We start from the raw sequence: 17908 nt of genomic DNA, 5'->3' as shown, positions 1-17908 counted from the left end.
CTGTCCAACCACCGACGGTTCGCCGTCTCTCTTCCCACCACGGGGCATGTCATCGCCCCGCTGGGGTGGTGCATGCCCCATTCTTTTTATGGAGCATCACCATGCCCGTTGATCTCGACACCACCGCCAGCAATGCAGCGCCCGTACCGGGCGAACTGCTCGAAGCGGAATCATCCCCTCTGACCCTGAGCCTTCAGGATTTTGTCGGCGAGTTCGGCGACGAACTGCTTGATTCTCTCAACCGCGCCAACCCGCCGGTCTATACCGGCCAAGCGCAAGCACAGCGGCAACTCGTCGTTGCCAGCCTCAAGCGCAAGCTGTTCCAGGCCCAGGCCGACGTTGTCCATGCTGCCGCCGAGCTGCTGGTCGATCAAGGCGAACGCGCTGCGATCGTCAATGGCGAAATGGGCTGCGGCAAAACGACCGTCGGCATCGCCACGGCCGCGGTGCTCAACGCCGAAGGCTACCGCCGCACGCTGGTACTTTCGCCTCCCCACCTGGTCTACAAGTGGCGGCGCGAGATCCAGGAGACGGTGGCCGGCGCCAAGGTCTGGGTGCTCAATGGCCCGGATACGCTGGTCAAGCTCATCAAGCTGCGCGAGCAGTTGGGTGTGCAGCCCACGGGCCAGGAGTTTTTCGTCCTGGGGCGCGTGCGGATGCGGATGGGGTTCCACTGGAAGCCGGTCTTCACCCAGCGGCGCACCCGCCACGGCGACGTGGCAGCATGCCCGAACTGCGGCACGGTCATTACGGACCTCGACGGCGAACCGGTCAACCCGATCTCGCTCGAAGCCGAGGAGTCCCGCAGGAAGTGCAGCCACTGCGCCGCGCCCCTGTGGACGCTGATCCGCCCGCGTAGTCTGTCCGGCAGTGACCAGTCCTCTGTCGTCCTCAAAGCCTTGAAGCGCATCCCGACCATCGGGGAAGTCACCGCGCAGAAGTTGATGCAGAAGTTTGGTGACGGCTTCCTGGCCTCGATGCTGGGTGACAACATCCACGAGTTCATCAACCTGATGGACGGCAATGGCGAGCTGGTGTTTTCCGACCGTCAGGCCACGCGCATGGAACGTGCGATGGCCAACATGGAGTTTGGCTTTGGCGAGGGCGGCTACCAACCGTCCGAGTTCATCAAACGCTACCTGCCGCAAGGCACGTTCGACCTGCTCATCGCCGACGAGGCGCACGAGTACAAGAACGGTGGCAGTGCCCAGGGCCAGGCCATGGGCGTGCTGGCGGCGAAGGCTCGCAAGACCTTGCTGCTGACCGGCACGCTGATGGGCGGCTACGGCGATGATCTGTTCTACCTGCTGTTCCGGGCACTGCCAGGGCGGATGATCGAAGACGGCTACCGCCCGACCACGAGCGGCAGCATGACCTCGGCTGCGATGGCGTTCATGCGCGATCACGGCGTCCTCAAGGACATCTACTCCGAGAGCGCCGGCACGGCGCACAAGACGGCCAAGGGCACCAAGGTATCGGTGCGCACGGTCAAGGCTCCCGGCTTCGGCCCGAAAGGGGTCTTGCGTTGCATCCTGCCGTTCACCATATTTCTCAAGCTCAAGGACATCGGTGGCAACGTCCTGCCACCGTATGACGAGGAGTTTCGTGAAGTCCAGATGGACGTGGCGCAAGCTGCGGCCTACCGCGATTTGGCGGGTCGGCTGACCGCAGAGCTGAAACAGGCTCTGGCGCGACGCGATACGACCTTGCTGGGGGTGGTGCTCAACGTGCTGCTGGCCTGGCCGGATTGCTGCTTCCGGTCGGAGACCGTGGTGCATCCACGCACGCGCAACACCTTGGCGTTTGTCCCGGCTCAGTTCAATGAGTTCGAGATCAGCCCCAAGGAGCGTGAGCTGATCGAGATCTGCAGGCAGGAGAAGACACAGGGCCGCAAGGTTCTGGCCTACACGGTCTATACCGGCACGCGCGATACCACGTCGCGCCTGAAGGGGCTGCTGGAGCAGGAAGGCTTCAAGGTGGCGGTGCTGCGCGCAAGCGTGGATGCCAGCCGCAGAGAAGACTGGATCGCCGAGCAACTGGACCGTGGCATCGACGTGCTCGTCACCAATCCCGAGCTGGTCAAGACGGGGCTGGACCTGCTGGAGTTCCCGACGATTGTGTTCATGCAAAGTGGCTACAACGTGTACTCGCTCCAACAGGCAGCACGCCGCTCCTGGCGCATCGGGCAGAAGCAACCCGTGCGCGTGATCTACCTCGGCTATGCCGGTTCCTCGCAGATGACCTGCCTGGAACTGATGGCCAAGAAGATCATGGTCTCGCAGTCCACCTCGGGCGATGTGCCCGAATCGGGGCTGGATGTCCTGAACCAGGACGGTGATTCCGTCGAAGTGGCGCTGGCCCGGCAATTGGTCACCGCCTGATTTCCACGCCACAAGCCGGCCTAGCGCCGCCGGCTTTCTGTTCTTCCCACCTTGCAGCCCCGTCCGCGTTCTTCGTGGGCGGGGCTGCGTTTTTCTCTCATTCCAAAGTGTTCCCGTGAAGGCCGAGCGCTTGCCCAAGGCAGCAAACCGGGCACCACCCAGTTCGCATTCCTGGCTGACCGCACGGCATCGCGCCGCCAATGTATCGGCATCGCAACAGAAGAGCCGATGCCATGCCCGCCATCCATGTATCCCGGCGTCTGGTCGGCGCTGGTCTCCTGGCCGCTGCCCTGGCCAGCGGCTGCGCCACCACGACCGCGCCACTGGCACCAGACGCCATAGAGGAAATCGCCTCCGTTCCCCAACCCGAGGCACCCGAGTTCATTCCCGTCGTGCGCTATGGCCGCTACACGCTGGTTGAGCTGGCACCCTCGGCAGCGCAGCGTGACTTGCTGTTGCAGACCATCGATGTGTCCATGCCGGAGGATGCCCGTGCCACGGTGGGCGATGGCCTGCGGCATGTGCTCAAACGCAGTGGTTACCAGCTTTGCGAGATGGCCCACGCCGTGACCGAGTTGTATGCGCTGCCGCTGCCGGCGGCGCACCTGCATCTTGGCCCCATGACCTTGCGCGATGCGCTGCTTACCCTGGCTGGCCCGGCCTGGGAACTGCACGCGAATGACCGGGCACGGCAGATTTGCTTTGAGCAGGCTGGAGGCAGTGCGACCGCCGAGCACGAACACGAACCGCCTGCTGCCGAGGCGGTGCAGACGTTTCCGCTGATGCCTTCGGTTTCGGGAGGCCAGCCATGAATGCCGCGCAGTCTCCCCGTCGCCCGATCACCGCCATGATGTTGCAGAGCCTGATGTGGCTCTGGCTGATCGGCCTCAGCGTTTTCGTCGCTCTCGGCTACCAGGCGGTGAACGAGCAGGTCGACCAGGAGCTGCTTAATTCCCGCCTGCAACGTCTCGAAGCGCAGGCGGTAGGTCTGGCCGAGGCCATTGAGGCCATCCAGCAGCGTCCAACCGTCGCAACGGCGGCAGACCTTAAAGACACCCGCGAACTCCTGGAAGCACGCGCTGCCCAGGTCGAGACAACGCTGAGCGGCTATGCCGCTGCTGACGACCTTCAGGCGCTGCGCACGGAGGTCGAGCAAATCAAGACGCGCCAGACCGTTGCGCGCACCGCAGCACCCGCTCAGCCGCGCACACCGCGCAGGCCTAACGCCAAGCCGGAACCGCTGCCACTGCCGTTCCGCATCGTCGGCGCCGAACTTCGCGCCGGCCAGCGCAGCCTGTCCGTCGCGCCGAGCAGCGGGGACTTCACGCCCGACCAGCTTGAGGTACTGCTGCCCGGCGATTCGCTCGGCCCATGGCGCTTTCAGGCGGTCGAGGGCAACTCCGCCGTGTTTCAGGCCGGCGACCAGACCCGTCGCGTGGCGATCCCTTGAGCTGAGGACATGACATGAAGCCTGCCATTATCCTTTCCGCGCTTCTGCTGGTGTCTGCCCAGTTGTCCGCTTGGGCGCAGCAACCGACCACGGCCCCCGCCGGCAATGCCCAGAGCCAGGAGCGTCCGCTGGTCACTCGCGCCTTGGACGACCGGGTGGCAAGCGACTGGGGCTTGCAACCGCAGGAGTGGGCGCGCTATCGCGAACTGATGGATGGGCCGCTGGGTATCTACTCACCCAACCTGGACCCGCTGTCCGCCCTGGGCATCGAGGCGCGCACCGACGAGGAACGGCTCCGCTACGCAGAGCTGCAGGTACAGATCGAGGCACGCCGTGTCGAGAAGCTGCTCGCCTACCAGCGTGCCTACGACGAGGCCTGGCAGCGCCTGAATCCCGGCATGCAGCGGGTGAACCTGCCTGACGACAAGCCCGACACCGGCACAAGCGCCAATCCCTTGCGCGGTTCAGGCCGCACGGCAGTGTTCATCAAGGACGGCTGCGCGGCCTGCGGGCAGCTCGTGCAGCGCCTGCAATCCTCTGGTACCGAGTTCGACCTGTACATGGTCGGCAGCCGCCAGGACGACACACGTATCCGCGACTGGGCCAAGCGGGCGAACGTCGATCCGGCGCGCGTGCGCAGCGGTGGCATCACGCTCAACCATGATGGCGGGCGGTGGCTGTCGCTGAGCTTGCCCGGAGACCTTCCTGCGGTCGTGCGCGAGGTGAACGGTCAATGGCAGCGCCAGCCATAGTGGCCACCTCCGTTTCGCAGTGCTTGCGCGCACTGGTGATCGCGGCGGGCCTGTGCGCCTGCGCCGCCCATGCCCAGGAGCTTCCGCCACCGGCTTACCAGCTTGCCGCACAGCGCGCAGGCATCCCCTCGACGGTGCTCTACGCCGTAGCCTTGCAAGAGAGCGGCATCCGACGCAATGGACGCATCGTCCCGTGGCCGTGGTCGCTCAACGTCGCTGGCCAGTCGCGTCGTTACGCAACACGCGCCGACGCCTGCGCCGGTTTGCAGCAGGCGATGCGCGCCACGCCGCACACGCGCATCGACGCGGGCCTTGGCCAGATCAACCTCGGCTACCACCAACAGCGCTACGCCAGCGCGTGCGACCTGCTCGACCCGTACCGCAATCTTTCCATCGCCGCTGAAATCCTGAAAGAGCAGCACACCACTGGCGAGGACTGGTTGCTGGCAATCGGTCGCTACCACCGTCCTGCGGGCGGAGAACCTGCCGCCCGTTACAGGCGGAGCGTGTCGCGCCACCTTGCCCGTGTGCAGGGCACGCACCCAACCACCGCGGCCCTCGCTGCGCGCCAGGAGACATCCCCATGACGAACCTCCCTCTGAGCAACTTCACGCTGAAGGGTCTGCTCGTGCTGCTGGCGGCTCTGCCGCTGGCCTCGCGTGCCGGCGAGCCGCTGATCGTGGTCGAAGACCGTGGCGGCGCGTCGGCGCTGCCGTACTACGAGGCTCTGAACCTTCAGCCGCGCGCCGATGCGCCGGCCCGACCGCCCATCCCAATGCTCCCGGTGCCCGCCACGCCCATGGACGAGGCCGCGATGTTGCCGGTGCGCAGTGCCAAGCTCACACCTGGCACCGTCGCGCGGCGGGTGATAGAGGCGCCGGGCCTGCGGCCCTTTGTGGTCATCGGCGACGACGAGGCGTCCCGCGCCTGGCTTCGTCGTCAGGCGGCCTCGCTGCGCCAGCGCGGCGCGGTGGGCCTGGTGGTTAACGTCGAGACCGTGCAGGGCCTGGCACGGCTGCGCGCCCTGGTGCCGGGCGTAGCCCTCGCGCCTGTGGCCGGTGACGACCTGGCCGAGCGCCTGGCTCTGCGACATTACCCGGTGCTGATCACAGCCACCGGCATCGAGCAATGAAGCCATGTCGGGGAAACAGCCGGTCGAGGTTTTGCTGCGCCCAGCGGTGGAGTTCTATACCGTCGCGGCGTGTGCAGGCGCCGCGTTTCTGTCCCTGGTGGCCCCGTGGTCGCTCGCGCTGAGTCCGGCCATGGGCGTCGGCAGTGCGCTGGCGTTCTGCGCCTACGGTGCCATCCGCTACCGCGATGCCCGCGTCATCCTGCGCTACCGGCGCAACATTCGCCGCTTGCCGCGCTACGTGATGACCAGCAAGGACGTACCGGTCAGCCAGCAGCGTCTGTTCGTGGGGCGCGGGTTTCTGTGGGAGCAGAAACACACCCATCGGCTCATGCAGACGTACCGACCGGAATTTCGCCGCTACGTCGAGTTGACGCCGGCCTACCGGCTGGCGCGCAGGCTGGAGGAACGGCTGGAGTTCGCGCCGTTCCCGCTGTCTCGGCTGCCCGCGCTCACGGGCTGGGATGTGTCTTTCAACCCGGTGCGCCCGCTGCCGCCTGTGGGCGGCCTGCCGCGCCTGCACGGCATCGAACCCGATGAGGTGGACGTCAGCCTGCCGCTGGGTGAGCGCGTCGGGCATTCGCTGGTGCTGGGCACCACGCGCGTGGGCAAGACGCGGTTGGCCGAGTTGTTTGTGACCCAGGACATTCGGCGCAAGAACGCCGACGGCGAGCACGAGGTCGTCATCGTCATAGACCCCAAGGGCGATGCCGATCTTTTGAAGCGGGTGTACGTCGAGGCCAAACGCGCGGGTCGTGAGGGTGAGTTCTATGTCTTCCATTTGGGCTGGCCCGACATTTCCGCGCGCTACAACGCTGTGGGCCGCTTTGGGCGCATCAGCGAGGTGGCCACCCGTGTTGCAGGGCAGCTCTCCGGGGAAGGCAACAGCGCGGCATTTCGCGAGTTTGCGTGGCGCTTCGTCAATATCATCGCCCGCGCCCTGGTGGAACTGGGCCAGCGCCCGGACTACATGCTGATCCAGCGCCACGTCATCAACATCGACGCGCTGTTCATCGAGTACGCCCAGCACTACTTCGCCAAGACCGAGCCCAAGGCCTGGGAGGTGATCGTCCAGATCGAGGCCAAGCTCAACGAGAAGAACATCCCGCGCAACATGATTGGGCGCGAGAAGCGCGTGGTGGCGCTGGAGCAGTACCTCTCCCAGGCCCGTAACTATGACCCGGTGCTCGACGGCCTGCGCTCGGCGGTTCGCTACGACAAGACGTATTTCGACAAGATCGTCGCATCGCTGCTGCCGCTGCTGGAGAAACTCACCAGCGGGAAGATTTCCCAGCTTCTGGCGCCGAACTATTCCGACCTGGCCGACCCCCGCCCGATCTTCGATTGGATGCAGGTCATCCGAAAGCGCGCCGTCGTCTATGTGGGCCTGGACGCGCTATCCGATGCCGAGGTCGCCGCAGCGGTCGGCAACTCGATGTTCAGCGATCTCGTTTCGGTGGCAGGCCATATCTACAAGCACGGGATCGATGACGGCCTGCCGGGCGCATCGGCTGGCACGCGCGTGCCGATCAACGTCCACGCGGATGAATTCAATGAACTCATGGGTGACGAGTTCGTGCCGCTGATCAACAAAGGCGGCGGCGCCGGTCTGCAAGTCACCGCGTACACCCAGACCCTTTCGGACATCGAGGCTCGCATCGGCAACCGCGCGAAGGCCGGTCAGGTGATCGGCAACTTCAACAACCTGTTCATGCTGCGCGTGCGCGAGACGGCCACCGCTGAACTGCTGACCCGGCAATTGCCGAAGGTCGAGGTCTATACGACCACCATCGTCTCCGGCGCGACCGACAGCTCCGACATCCGCGGGGCGACGGATTTCACCAGCAACACGCAGGACCGCATCAGCATGTCCAGCGTGCCGATGATCGAGCCGTCGCACGTCGTCGCCTTACCCAAGGGTCAGTGTTTCGCGTTGTTGCAGGGCGGCCAGCTTTGGAAGGTTCGCATGCCGCTGCCGGCACCGGACCCCGATGAGGTCATGCCGCAGGATCTGCAACAACTCGCGGGCTACATGCGCCAGAGCTACAGTGAGGCCACGCAGTGGTGGGAGTTCACCAGTTCCCCGGTCTTGCAGGACACGGCCTTGCCCGATGACCTGCTCGATGAGGTGGCCACCGCCGACGCTCCTGCCTCCGGCACGGGCGATATGGCCAGAGACGAGGCCGCACCATGAGCGATGCCGCCGGCACCACACGAAGGGAGCAAGGCCGCCGCCAGGGTCTGGTCATCGGCACGATCACGCTGCCTTTTCGGCTGCTTGGGGTACTGATCGGCTCGCTGCTGTTCTCCATCGTCATGGAGTGCGTGGGCATGCACTTGTTCTGGAAGGATCAAAGCTGGCGGCACTCCCAGCAGATGCTGCAGTACGAGCTGGGGCACCTGTCTAGCCATTTCACGCGCAGCGTGATCGTGCAGGAGCCGGGGCGCACAGCGCACGAGTTGGTAGATACCGGCTACGAATGGGTGTTCGTGCGTTCGGGGCTGCTGGAGCGCATGAGCCAGACCGCCGAGCGCGCCCGTGCGTCGAGCCAGGGCCAGACGCGCAACTTCCGCTATTTCATCAGCCAAGTCTATGTTTGGACCGAGAGCTACCTGATTGCGGCAGCGTTCACGACGCTGACCTTTCTCGTGCGTCTGTTGGTCCTGGTGCTCACCCTGCCACTGATCTTCACGGCGGCATTCGTAGGTCTGATCGATGGCCTGGTGCGCCGTGACGTGCGGCGCTTCGGCGCGGGCCGGGAATCCGGCTTCATCTACCACCGCGCAAAGGCGAGCCTGATGCCGCTGGCCGTGCTGCCTTGGGTGACGTACCTGGCGCTGCCGGTATCGGTGCATCCGCTGCTGATCCTGCTGCCGAGCACCGCCTTGCTTGGACTGGGTATATCCCTGACTGCGGGGAGCTTCAAAAAGTACCTCTAGCTATATTGTGCTGAACGCCCCGTCATCATCTGGACCACCATAACGCTGTAGTCGCACTGCGCACTCAATCAATACGATCCGTGCGAGGTAGGCTGCATACTGCCGCTCTGCCGCGAATGATTCCAGTCTGTCGTAGTGCGTGCCATGCAGTATCTGCGATCGACCATGGTCATAGATGTCCTTGACCAATTGCTTCAGCGTGCGAGGACGGTTGCCTCGTATTACCTGCGTGTCGTCACTCGTTCCGGTCAGATGCACGACCATTTTACAGATACCGCCGTTCCTGCCGCCGCAGCTCAGTACATCCAGGCAGGTTCCGAGCTTCGCCAACGCTATAGCATCGCTTAACTCACGGTTTCCTTCGCCGAACCAATCCAGCGCAGTAGCCCATCGATTGGCAAGCTTGGGATGCGGGTGACTCGATGGATCAAGCAGCCCATCAAGGATCGCCGCGAATGCCGGAAGAATAGATGTCATGTCATCCAACGCTTGCCTTACTCGTTCAGGAGGTTGCGAAGGAATCCGCTTCCCGAGCGAGCTTCCAGGCAACCACAGAAACCCTTTGGTTTCGACCAGGCGATCGCTACCCGCAGGCGGTAGGCGCTCGTCTTGAAGCGCCTGTTGCAGGAAGCACTCGGGGGCTCCAAAGCCCAGAGAGATAGCGTCAAGCGCTGTCTTGCCAACCAATCTCGCCAGCTTGCGTGAGAATTCACGCTCATAGCCACGGACTGTTACCTTGACCAAGGCTGGACATCCGACTATCGCACTGTAGACGGCGTTGGCCAGCCCTTCGATGGAGGAGCCATCATTGGCCTTCTGCAAGGCATCCTTGAGAATTTCCTTCCAGCGGTGGTTCGCCTCTGGTTGGTTCAGATAGTGATCCTTTCCCTGCTGAGGGAAATCTACAGAATCTATCCAGTCCGACCTATTCAAGAATGTCACCGGGCCGAGGGAGAACGGAGACTTCCTCTCCATGCCCAGGGTCCAGGCAGGGAAATAGTGCGTGTGTTCGTTGGTGATGCTTGCGAGTCGTTCCTCGATAAGCAATTTCAGTTTGGGAAGCAGCCCGCCCTGATCGCATTCATCAAACCCCGAAAGCTCACCCGAGGCGTGCATATCGGCAACGGCTTGGCGGGCAATTTTCTGAAAGGCCTCGGGTTCGATCTTCACTGAGTTCAGAGTCCGATTCTGATGGAGGGTGCTGGAGAACTGCCCAAGCGCCTCTCTTGCCTTCTTGGTGAAGTACCGCTGCATACCGTTCTCAGCGGTGATGAAATCAGGAATGCCGGCCTCTTCGGACCATGGAGTGGCCCCCTTGTGCACGCGATCTAACTCATCCACCAGAGCTTTCAGCTCGGTCTTTAGCCCCATAAATTCCTCCTCGATCTACTTCTGACCGCAGGATAGCCCAGGCTGACACCAACAGCCTCGGCATCCATCAATCCGGTCATCCGCGGGTTCCTATTGTTTGCGGCCTAAAGCAGCCCTGATCTCCACGATCGAGCCATTGCTGATCACACAGGAATGGCGCGATGGTGGCTTCAACCTGGCTGCGTGCCGCGCATCGCGGCGTGCCCACTTTTCTCGTGACGGCCCTCCTGCTGGGCCAGTCCCCGATGGCGTTGGCCGAGCCCCCCGCGCAGCGTCAGGAATTGGTCGCGGCGCTGCGCCAGCTCGACGCGCTGGAGCGCACCGTCGCCGACAGCGCCGCGCATGCTCCCGTCCAGCCGGGCGAGCGCTACCACTTCGATTACCCGCGGCTGCTGGCTGACCTAGCGCGCGTGCGCGCCGGCATCCAGGCGCACCTCTCTCCTTCGCGTGCTCAGCCGCGCGACCCCGCCGAGCTGGCCGGCGACTACCGCACCGAGCGGGCCGTCGAGCCATCGCCGACGACCGCGGAGGCCAAGCCATGAACGGCGCCCAAGTCTCGGCATTTCAAGCCAACAGCGGCATCGCGCCTTCCGCGATGGCGACCGTCCTGGTCGGCGTCGTGTTCGCGGTCCTGCTCGTCTGGGGCGTCTGGGCCATCCGAACGGCTTACGTAGGGTGGTCCGAGAGCCGCCTCAACCAGCGCCAGTTCCTCGGCGTCTGCATCCGCTTCGTCGCGATGTACCTCGTCCTGAGTTTCTTCCTCCTCTCCTGACCTGAAAGGCCTGACCATGCAAAACCGCATCCTCACTTCCCGTTTTGTCCAGCGCACCACCGTGGCTCTGGGCGCCGCCGCGCTGCCGGCGCTGTCGTTCGCGCAAGGCCTGCCGCAGTTGGAGAACCCGACCCGGGGCGCCGGCAGCGGCATCATGGAGACGATCAGGAACTACGGCTACGACATCATCATGCTCGTGGCCCTGCTGGTTGTGGCGTCGATGTTCATTGGCGTGTGCTACCACGCCTACGGCACCTACGCGGAAATCCACACTGGTCGCAAAACCTGGGGCCAATTCGGCCTCACGGTCGCCATCGGCGCGGTGCTGCTCGTGATCGGCATTTGGCTGCTCACCGAAGCCACCGGCATCCTGTAAGGCGAGGCCGGTATGTCCGAGCAGCAGCACGTCCGTGCTGACGGGACGGTCACGTTCCTTCCGCACCGGCTCAACCGCCATCCCGTTGTCGTGCGCGGCCTCACCGCCGACGAGCTGTGGATCTGCTGCGGCCTGTCCGGTGCCGCCGGCCTGCTGGTCGGTGCGCCGCTGTCCTGGGTGTTCCGCACGATCGCGCTCGCGCCCACGTTCGTCGTGCTGGGCGTGGCCTTCGGCGTGTTCATCGGGGGCGGCATCCTGCGTCGCCTCAAGCGTGGGCGTCCCGACACCTGGCTGTATCGGCAACTCCAGTGGCGCATCGCCACGCGCTATCCGCTGGTGGCGGGCTGGGTGGGCGGCCATGTGCTGATCTCACGCTCCGGCTTCTGGACCACCCGAAGGTCTGCTGCAAGGGGGGCACGATGAGCCGCTTCAAGAACGAGATCACCCATCTGCAGGCGCACATCAAGACGCTTCGCCTGGGTGCTGGCGCGCTGGTCATCGTCGCCCTGGTGATGGGCGGCGGCTGGTGGAGCGCTCCGCGCGACCTGACCATCCACGTCCCGCCTGATCTGCGCTCCGGCAGTACCCGCAAGTGGTGGGAAGTGCCGCCCGAATCGGTCTATGCGTTCACGTTCTACGTGTTTCAGACCCTCCACCGTTGGCCCACGAATGGCGAAGAGGACTACGCACGCAACCTTCACACACTCTCGCCGTATCTCACGCCGTCCTGCCAGGCTTTCCTGCGAGCCGACTACGACTACCGCCGCAGCACGGGTGAGTTGCGCCAGCGCGTGCGCGGCATCTACGAAATCCCGGGCCGTGGCTACGGCGACGACCCTACGACGCGCGTGCGCGTGGTCTCCGACCGCGACTGGGTGGTGACACTGGACATCAGCGCCGACGAGTACTACGGCGCGGAACAGGTCAAGCGCGCCCTGGTGCGCTACCCCATCAAGGTCACGCGCGTGGACATCGATCCCGCCCGCAACCCGTTCGGCCTGGTACTCGACTGCTACGAAGGGGCGCCGCAGCGCATCGGCGCCCCGGAGCCGACGCGCCCGGCGCCCGGTGGTTTGGCTCCGCAAGCGCCCCAAGGAGAAACCCCATGAAGCATCCTGTACTCGCACTGCTGGGGCTGCTGGTCGTAGTCGCAGCACCTGTCGCCCATGCGGTGGAGATCCTGCGCTGGGAACGTCTGCCGCTGGCCGTGCCGTTGCGTGTCGGCCAGGAGCGCATCGTGTTCATCGACAGGAACGTCCGCGTGGGCGTGCCTGCCGGCGTGGGCGAACGTCTGCGCGTGCAGAGCGCGGGCGGTGCGGTGTACCTGCGCGCCAGTGCGCCGATCGAACCAACACGGCTGCAACTGCAGGACGCCGACACGGGCGCATTGATCCTGCTGGACATCGCCGCCGAGCCGGCCAAGGACGGCGAAGCCGAGCTGGAGCCGGTGCGCATCGTCGAGGGCAACAGCACCCCGGCGCGCTATGGCGATCAGCCGGAGGGTGCCGACGCGCCCCCGGCGCACACCCAGAATCAGGCAGGCGCGCGGACGGCGCGGCGCGAAACCCCGGTCTCGGTCGCGCTGACGCGCTTCGCCGCGCAGAACCTCTATGCGCCGCTGCGTACGGTCGAGGCGCTGCCGGGTGTCATGCGGGTCAATCTGCGCCGCGACATGGACCTGACCACGCTGATGCCGACGCTGCCGGTGCGCGCGGTCGCGCTCGCGTCGTGGCGGCTGGAAGACCAGTGGGTCACCGCCGTGCGTCTCACCAACGGCAGCAGCGGCTGGATCACCCTCGACCCGCGTGTGCTGCAAGGCGATTTCCTCACGGCCAGCTTCCAGCACGAGGCGCTGGGTCCACGCGGAACGCCCGAGGACACCACCGTTCTGTACCTGGTGACGCGCGGGCGTGGCCTCGCGCAGTCGCTGCTGCCCGCTATCCACCGCTTCGACCCGGCTGCGCATCTGCCGCAGCCGCAAATCGAGACACGGGACAACGAGGCCGCGGATGGCAAGGAGACTCGCCATGCGCAGTAACGGACTCCTGAAGTGGCTGATGATCCCCGTGGCCCTGTTGGTGCTGTTCGTCGCCATCCGGCTGTTCTCCGGTGGGAGCACGTCGACACAGCCCGCAGCCGATGCCGGCGCCCAGCTCACGCCCGAGGAGATGAAGGCGCTGGGCATCGAGGGCGATACCCCCCGCGATACCGTGGCGACCCTGGTGGCGCAGGTGAAGCAATTGCGCACCGAGCTTCAGACCACGCTCTTGGACAACAAGTCTCAGCGCGAAGAGAACCAGCGCCTGCGCCAGCGCGAGAACGCCATCGACCAGCGCATCAATTCGGCGCTGGAGACCGAGCGCTCCAACCTGCGCCGCGACCAGCAGCAGGCAGCCAGCGAGCGCCAGCAGACCGAGGGACTGCTCGCCGACCTGCAGCGGCGCCTGGAAGGCATCGGCGGGCGCGGCGGCGGCCACGCCGATCTACCCGTGGGCCTGGGGCTGCGTAACGGCGACGAGGCAGGCATGGAAGGCGGCGTGCGCTGGGTCGAGCCGGACGACGCGAAGCCCACTGATGGGCGTAACGGCAGTCGTGGCACGGGTGGCGGCATGAGCTTTCCGACGAGCTTCGGCCCCGCGCAGAGCACGCTGGAAACCACGGCACAAACCGTGGCGAACGCGGGCGCCCGCGCCGCAGGCGTCAAGAGCGCCAAGCCGGTCTATACGGTGCCGACCAACTCGACGCTGATGGGATCGGTGGCAATGACGGCGCTGATCGGCCGCGTGCCGATCGACGGTACGGTCAACGATCCGTATCCGTTCAAAGTCCTGGTCGGTCCCGACAACCTCACGGCAAACGGAATTGACATTCCCGACGTGGCGGGCGCCGTGTTTTCCGGCACGGCCTCGGGTGACTGGACGCTCTCTTGCGTGCGCGGCCAGGTGCGCAGCATCACCTTTGTGTTCCATGACGGGACCATTCGGACGATTCCCGAAGACCGCGAGGGCAACCAGCAGAACAACCAGCAGCGCGACGGCCTGGGCTGGATCAGCGACCCCTATGGCATTCCCTGCGTCAGCGGAGAGCGGCGCAGCAACGCCCAGCAGTACCTCGGCTCACAGGCGCTGATCACCGCGGCGGGTGCCGGCGTCGCCTCGCTCATCGACAGCGACAGCGGTCAGATGTCCTACGTGGGCGCCGATGGCTCCATCGGAAGCGTCGGCATCTCGGGCAACGAAGCCGTGGGCCGCATCCTGGCCGGCGGCGTTCGGGACATGGCCGATTGGGTGAACAAGTTGTACGGCCAGGCCTTCGCCGCCGTCTATGTCCAACCCGGCGCAAAGGTCGCCGTCCACCTCGAAAAGCCGCTCGCCATCGATTTCGATCCCGAAGGTCGCAAGGTCGATCACCGTGCAGGAGAAAGCCATGCTCTCGAACTTGAATAAGGGCCTGGCGCTGGCCCTTGCCGTCGCGGTGCTCGGCGGCTGCGCCACCAGCAAGGAAAAGCTGCTGCCCCACGGCGACAGCACGATGATGGACATCTGGCAGCAGAACGCCGGTGACGGCGGCGGTGGCGCCGGCCAGGTGGCACGCAGGCAATTGCTCGACGCGCGCCAGAGCCTGCGCCGGCCGCTGACCGAGATGGATGTACAGGCCGCGCCCGCCGAGCAGATGCGCTACACGCGCACAGCGCGCAACGAGGTCTATCGCCAGTTCCAGCGCCTGCCGAATCCCGACCTGGTGATGTACGTGTACCCGCACCTGGCAGGCACGGACCCGGTGCCCGTGCCGGGCTATACGACGGTTTTTCCCTTGTACCAGCGCGTGCAGTACGCCATGCCCGGCGAGCGCGTGGAGGACTACTGATGCGCTGGAAACTCCCCTGGCCGAAGCTGACTGCATCCGACGCAGACGATGACGAGCAGCCGGACGGCTGGCAGCGCCACGTCGAGGCCCTGCGTCAGGCCGGCATCCCCGAACCCGGCACGGCGGTCCATGGCCACAGGCCGGCGACCGTGGCCGACGAGCAGGCGCTGTACGACGTTGCGCCGTCGTTCGCGGAATTCCTGCCCTGGGTGGAGTTCCTGCCCCAGTCGAAGTCGATGCTGCTGGAAGACGGGCAATCGGTCGCGGCGTTCTACGAGCTGGTGCCGCTGGGCACCGAGGGCCGGGAACCCGGCTGGCTCGCGCATGCCCGCGACGCCTTGGAGAACGCGCTCCAGGACTCGTTCGATGAACTGGACGAGAACCCCTGGGTACTCCAGCTCTACGCCCAGGACGAACCCAGCTTCGACCAGTACATGCAGACCCTGCGCGACTACGTGCAGCCGCGCGCCCGCAATACGGCTTTCACCGAGTTCTACCTTCGCTTCTTCGGACACCACCTGCGCGCGGTAGCGAAGCCCGGCGGGCTGTTCGAGGACACGGTGGTCACACGGCTGCGCTGGCGCGGCCAGACGCGGCGCGTGCGCATGGTCGTCTATCGCCGGGCCACCGGGCAGGCGAACCGCCGCGGCCAGACGCCCGAGCAGATGCTGAACATCGTCTGCGATCGCTTGTGTGGCGGGCTGGCGAACGCCGGCATCCAGGCCCGGCGCATGGCCGCGGCCGACGTCCATGACTGGCTGCTGCGGTGGTTCAACCCGCGTCCCACGCTGCTCGGCCCTGGGATCGAGGACCGCGAACGCTTCTATGCGCTGGCACGCTACCCCGACGAGACAGAAGACGGCGAGATCGAGCTGGCGAGCGGGCGGGATTTCAGCCAGCGGCTTTTCTTCAGCCAGCCACGCTCGGACGCGGATCACGGCACCTGGCACTTCGACGGCATGCCGCATCGTGTGCTGGTCACTGACCGGCTGCGCATGCCGCCCGGCACGGGGCATTTGACTGGCGAAACCCGCAAAGGCGATGCGATCAATACGCTGTTCGATCAGATGCCCGAGGACACGACGATGTGTCTGACCATGGTGGCGACACCCCAGGACATCCTCGAATCGCACCTGAACCACCTGGCGAAGAAGGCAGTCGGCGAAACACTGGCATCGGAGCAGACGCTCAAGGATGTGCAGGAGGCCCGCTCGCTGATCGGCAGCGCGCACAAGCTGTACCGGGGAACACTGGCGTTCTATTTGCGCGGCCGGGATGAAGCCGAACTGGACCGGCGCGGCCTTGATCTGGCGAACGTGATGCTTAACGCCGGTTTGCAGCCCGTGCGCGAGGACGATGAAGTCGCGCCTTTGAACAGTTATCTGCGCTGGCTGCCGTGCTGCTACAACCCGAGCCAGGATCGACGGAACTGGTTCACCCAACTGATGTTCGCCCAGCACGTGGCGAACCTCTCACCGGCCTGGGGCCGCAGCCAGGGCACGGGCCATCCGGGCAATACGTTCTTCAATCGAGGCGGCGGGCCGATCACCTTTGACCCGCTCAACCGCCTGGATCGGCAGATGAACGCGCACCTGTTCCTGTTCGGCCCCACCGGCTCCGGCAAAAGCGCAACGCTCAACAACCTCTTGAACCAGGTCACGGCCATCTACCGGCCGCGCCTCTTCATCGTGGAAGCCGGCAACAGCTTCGGCTTGTTCAGCGATTTCGCCAAGCGCCTGGGCCTGACTGTGAACCGGGTCAAGCTGGCCCCCGGCTCGGGCATCAGCCTGGCGCCGTTCGCCGACGCGCGTCGGCTGATCGAAACGCCGAGCGACGTGCAGACGCTGGATGCCGATGTGCTGGACGAGGACATGCCACCCGATGCATCGGCCATGGAAGCGGACGAGCAGCGCGACGTACTCGGCGAGTTGGAAATCACCGCACGGCTGATGATCACCGGCGGCGAGGATAAAGAAGAGGCCCGGATGACGCGGGCCGATCGCTCGCTCATCCGCCAGTGCATCCTCGACGCCGCCGAGCATTGCGTGGCCGAGAAGCGCACGGTGCTCACGCGCGACGTGCGCAACGCGCTGCGCGAGCGCGGCCAGGACCCAACGCTGCCAGAGATGCGGCGCGTGCGGCTGCTGGAGATGGCAGATGCCATGGACATGTTCTGTCAAGGCACGGACGGCGAAATGTTCGACCGCGACGGTTCGCCGTGGCCCGAAGCCGACATCACCCTGGTCGATCTGGCGACCTATGCCCGCGAGGGCTACAACGCGCAGCTCTCCATTGCCTACATCAGCCTGATCAGCACGGTGAACAACATTGCCGAGCGCGATCAGTACCTGGGCCGCCCGATCATCAACGTCACCGACGAAGGACACATCATCACCAAGAACCCGCTGCTCGCCCCCTACGTGGTGAAGATCACCAAGATGTGGCGCAAGCTGGGGGCCTGGTTCTGGCTCGCCACACAAAACATCGACGACTTGCCGCGCGCTGCAGAGCCCATGCTCAACATGATCGAGTGGTGGATCTGCCTGTCGATGCCGCCCGATGAGGTGGAGAAGATCGCGCGGTTCCGCGAACTCTCGCCTGCGCAGAAGGCGCTGATGCTTTCCGCGCGCAAGGAAGCAGGGAAGTTCACCGAGGGCGTCATCCTCTCCAAGAGCCTTGAAGTGCTGTTTCGGGCCGTGCCACCGAGCCTCTATCTCGCGCTCGCGCAGACCGAACCCGAGGAAAAAGCCGAGCGTTACCAGCTCATGCAGCAACACGGCATCAGTGAACTCGACGCGGCCTTCAAGGTGGCCGAGAAGATCGACCAGGCGCGTGGCATCGAGTCGCCAGCCTTGGGCCTGCCGCAATAG

18 protein-coding genes are annotated in these 17908 nt (G+C 65.2%); 17 read left to right on the top strand and 1 reads right to left on the bottom strand.

Annotation, left to right across the window (positions count from 1 at the left end):
* Positions 1-101 precede the first annotated feature (101 nt).
* The 8 genes from APH25_RS19600 to APH25_RS19565 all read left to right on the top strand — a co-directional run bounded on the left by APH25_RS19600 (position 102) and on the right by APH25_RS19565 (position 8652).
* Positions 102-2381 (top strand): helicase-related protein, encoded by a 2280-nt coding sequence (locus APH25_RS19600; protein WP_003158628.1) that lies wholly within the window; start codon positions 102-104, stop codon positions 2379-2381.
* Between the two features lie 233 nt (positions 2382-2614).
* Positions 2615-3193, top strand: coding sequence for a PilL N-terminal domain-containing protein (locus APH25_RS19595; protein ID WP_003158629.1), 579 nt, complete (start codon positions 2615-2617; stop codon positions 3191-3193).
* Positions 3190-3831 (top strand): hypothetical protein, encoded by a 642-nt coding sequence (locus tag APH25_RS19590; protein ID WP_003158630.1) that lies wholly within the window; start codon positions 3190-3192, stop codon positions 3829-3831. The genes APH25_RS19595 and APH25_RS19590 overlap by 4 nt, the downstream gene beginning before the upstream one ends.
* Positions 3832-3845: 14 nt before the next feature.
* Positions 3846-4583: a TIGR03759 family integrating conjugative element protein gene (locus tag APH25_RS19585; RefSeq protein WP_003158631.1), complete on the top strand. Its 738-nt coding sequence runs from the start codon at positions 3846-3848 to the stop codon at positions 4581-4583.
* Complete coding sequence (locus APH25_RS19580) at positions 4565-5170, top strand: transglycosylase SLT domain-containing protein (RefSeq protein WP_003158632.1); 606 nt, start codon at positions 4565-4567, stop codon at positions 5168-5170. The genes APH25_RS19585 and APH25_RS19580 overlap by 19 nt, the downstream gene beginning before the upstream one ends.
* Positions 5167-5715 carry an integrating conjugative element protein gene (locus APH25_RS19575; RefSeq protein WP_003158633.1) on the top strand — a complete coding sequence of 183 codons (549 nt, stop codon included), beginning with the start codon at positions 5167-5169 and terminating at the stop codon, positions 5713-5715. Before APH25_RS19580 ends, APH25_RS19575 begins: the two co-directional genes overlap by 4 nt.
* 4 nt (positions 5716-5719) lie before the next feature.
* On the top strand, positions 5720-7906 hold the full coding sequence (gene traD, locus APH25_RS19570) for a type IV conjugative transfer system coupling protein TraD (RefSeq protein ID WP_003158634.1): 2187 nt from the start codon (positions 5720-5722) through the stop codon (positions 7904-7906).
* Positions 7903-8652 (top strand): TIGR03747 family integrating conjugative element membrane protein, encoded by a 750-nt coding sequence (locus APH25_RS19565; RefSeq protein WP_003158635.1) that lies wholly within the window; start codon positions 7903-7905, stop codon positions 8650-8652. The genes traD and APH25_RS19565 overlap by 4 nt, the downstream gene beginning before the upstream one ends.
* On the opposite strand, the gene APH25_RS19560 is transcribed toward APH25_RS19565, so the two are convergent.
* The gene (locus tag APH25_RS19560) at positions 8653-10023 is read right to left on the bottom strand and encodes a hypothetical protein (RefSeq protein ID WP_003158636.1); all 1371 of its coding nucleotides are present in this window, start codon (positions 10021-10023) and stop codon (positions 8653-8655) included.
* Between the two features lie 161 nt (positions 10024-10184).
* Between APH25_RS19560 and APH25_RS19555 the strand changes: the two genes are divergently transcribed.
* The 9 genes from APH25_RS19555 to APH25_RS19515 are packed head-to-tail and all read left to right on the top strand — an operon-like array spanning position 10185 to position 17908.
* Positions 10185-10565: an RAQPRD family integrative conjugative element protein gene (locus APH25_RS19555; RefSeq protein WP_003158637.1), complete on the top strand. Its 381-nt coding sequence runs from the start codon at positions 10185-10187 to the stop codon at positions 10563-10565.
* Entirely contained in the window at positions 10562-10795 is a 234-nt protein-coding gene (locus tag APH25_RS19550) for a TIGR03758 family integrating conjugative element protein (RefSeq protein WP_003050225.1), read from the top strand. Before APH25_RS19555 ends, APH25_RS19550 begins: the two co-directional genes overlap by 4 nt.
* Positions 10796-10811: 16 nt before the next feature.
* A complete protein-coding gene (locus APH25_RS19545) occupies positions 10812-11171 on the top strand; it encodes a TIGR03745 family integrating conjugative element membrane protein (RefSeq protein WP_003158638.1) in 360 nt (119 codons plus the stop codon).
* A 12-nt stretch (positions 11172-11183) separates the two neighbouring features.
* The gene (locus APH25_RS19540) at positions 11184-11594 is read left to right on the top strand and encodes a TIGR03750 family conjugal transfer protein (RefSeq protein WP_003158639.1); all 411 of its coding nucleotides are present in this window, start codon (positions 11184-11186) and stop codon (positions 11592-11594) included.
* Positions 11591-12280: a PFL_4703 family integrating conjugative element protein gene (locus tag APH25_RS19535; RefSeq protein WP_003158640.1), complete on the top strand. Its 690-nt coding sequence runs from the start codon at positions 11591-11593 to the stop codon at positions 12278-12280. The genes APH25_RS19540 and APH25_RS19535 overlap by 4 nt, the downstream gene beginning before the upstream one ends.
* A complete protein-coding gene (locus tag APH25_RS19530; RefSeq protein ID WP_003158641.1) occupies positions 12277-13209 on the top strand; it encodes a TIGR03749 family integrating conjugative element protein in 933 nt (310 codons plus the stop codon). The genes APH25_RS19535 and APH25_RS19530 overlap by 4 nt, the downstream gene beginning before the upstream one ends.
* Complete coding sequence (locus APH25_RS19525; protein ID WP_003158643.1) at positions 13199-14617, top strand: TIGR03752 family integrating conjugative element protein; 1419 nt, start codon at positions 13199-13201, stop codon at positions 14615-14617. The genes APH25_RS19530 and APH25_RS19525 overlap by 11 nt, the downstream gene beginning before the upstream one ends.
* A complete protein-coding gene (locus tag APH25_RS19520) occupies positions 14598-15038 on the top strand; it encodes a TIGR03751 family conjugal transfer lipoprotein (RefSeq protein WP_003158644.1) in 441 nt (146 codons plus the stop codon). The genes APH25_RS19525 and APH25_RS19520 overlap by 20 nt, the downstream gene beginning before the upstream one ends.
* On the top strand, positions 15038-17908 hold the full coding sequence (locus APH25_RS19515; protein ID WP_003158645.1) for a conjugative transfer ATPase: 2871 nt from the start codon (positions 15038-15040) through the stop codon (positions 17906-17908). The genes APH25_RS19520 and APH25_RS19515 overlap by 1 nt, the downstream gene beginning before the upstream one ends.

Origin of the sequence: Pseudomonas sp. NBRC 111119 (assembly GCF_001320125.1) — a bacterium.
In the GTDB taxonomy this organism is placed as follows: domain Bacteria; phylum Pseudomonadota; class Gammaproteobacteria; order Pseudomonadales; family Pseudomonadaceae; genus Aquipseudomonas; species Aquipseudomonas parafulva.
This window is presented reverse-complemented; position numbering and strand designations above follow the sequence as displayed.

Bases quoted from the DNA above. Each gene is read 5' to 3' on its own strand.
- APH25_RS19565 (WP_003158635.1), top strand. From the start codon at position 7,903: ATGAGCGATGCCGCCGGCACCACACGAAGGGAGCAAGGCCGCCGCCAG.
- APH25_RS19530 (WP_003158641.1), top strand. From the start codon at position 12,277: ATGAAGCATCCTGTACTCGCACTGCTGGGGCTGCTGGTCGTAGTCGCA.
- APH25_RS19540 (WP_003158639.1), top strand. From the start codon at position 11,184: ATGTCCGAGCAGCAGCACGTCCGTGCTGACGGGACGGTCACGTTCCTT.
- APH25_RS19585 (WP_003158631.1), top strand. From the start codon at position 3,846: ATGAAGCCTGCCATTATCCTTTCCGCGCTTCTGCTGGTGTCTGCCCAG.
- APH25_RS19590 (WP_003158630.1), top strand. From the start codon at position 3,190: ATGAATGCCGCGCAGTCTCCCCGTCGCCCGATCACCGCCATGATGTTG.
- APH25_RS19560 (WP_003158636.1), bottom strand. From the start codon at position 10,023: ATGGGGCTAAAGACCGAGCTGAAAGCTCTGGTGGATGAGTTAGATCGC.
- APH25_RS19575 (WP_003158633.1), top strand. From the start codon at position 5,167: ATGACGAACCTCCCTCTGAGCAACTTCACGCTGAAGGGTCTGCTCGTG.
- APH25_RS19545 (WP_003158638.1), top strand. From the start codon at position 10,812: ATGCAAAACCGCATCCTCACTTCCCGTTTTGTCCAGCGCACCACCGTG.
- APH25_RS19535 (WP_003158640.1), top strand. From the start codon at position 11,591: ATGAGCCGCTTCAAGAACGAGATCACCCATCTGCAGGCGCACATCAAG.
- APH25_RS19515 (WP_003158645.1), top strand. From the start codon at position 15,038: ATGCGCTGGAAACTCCCCTGGCCGAAGCTGACTGCATCCGACGCAGAC.
- APH25_RS19580 (WP_003158632.1), top strand. From the start codon at position 4,565: ATGGCAGCGCCAGCCATAGTGGCCACCTCCGTTTCGCAGTGCTTGCGC.
- APH25_RS19550 (WP_003050225.1), top strand. From the start codon at position 10,562: ATGAACGGCGCCCAAGTCTCGGCATTTCAAGCCAACAGCGGCATCGCG.
- APH25_RS19520 (WP_003158644.1), top strand. From the start codon at position 14,598: ATGCTCTCGAACTTGAATAAGGGCCTGGCGCTGGCCCTTGCCGTCGCG.
- APH25_RS19595 (WP_003158629.1), top strand. From the start codon at position 2,615: ATGCCCGCCATCCATGTATCCCGGCGTCTGGTCGGCGCTGGTCTCCTG.
- traD (WP_003158634.1), top strand. From the start codon at position 5,720: ATGTCGGGGAAACAGCCGGTCGAGGTTTTGCTGCGCCCAGCGGTGGAG.
- APH25_RS19525 (WP_003158643.1), top strand. From the start codon at position 13,199: ATGCGCAGTAACGGACTCCTGAAGTGGCTGATGATCCCCGTGGCCCTG.
- APH25_RS19555 (WP_003158637.1), top strand. From the start codon at position 10,185: ATGGTGGCTTCAACCTGGCTGCGTGCCGCGCATCGCGGCGTGCCCACT.
- APH25_RS19600 (WP_003158628.1), top strand. From the start codon at position 102: ATGCCCGTTGATCTCGACACCACCGCCAGCAATGCAGCGCCCGTACCG.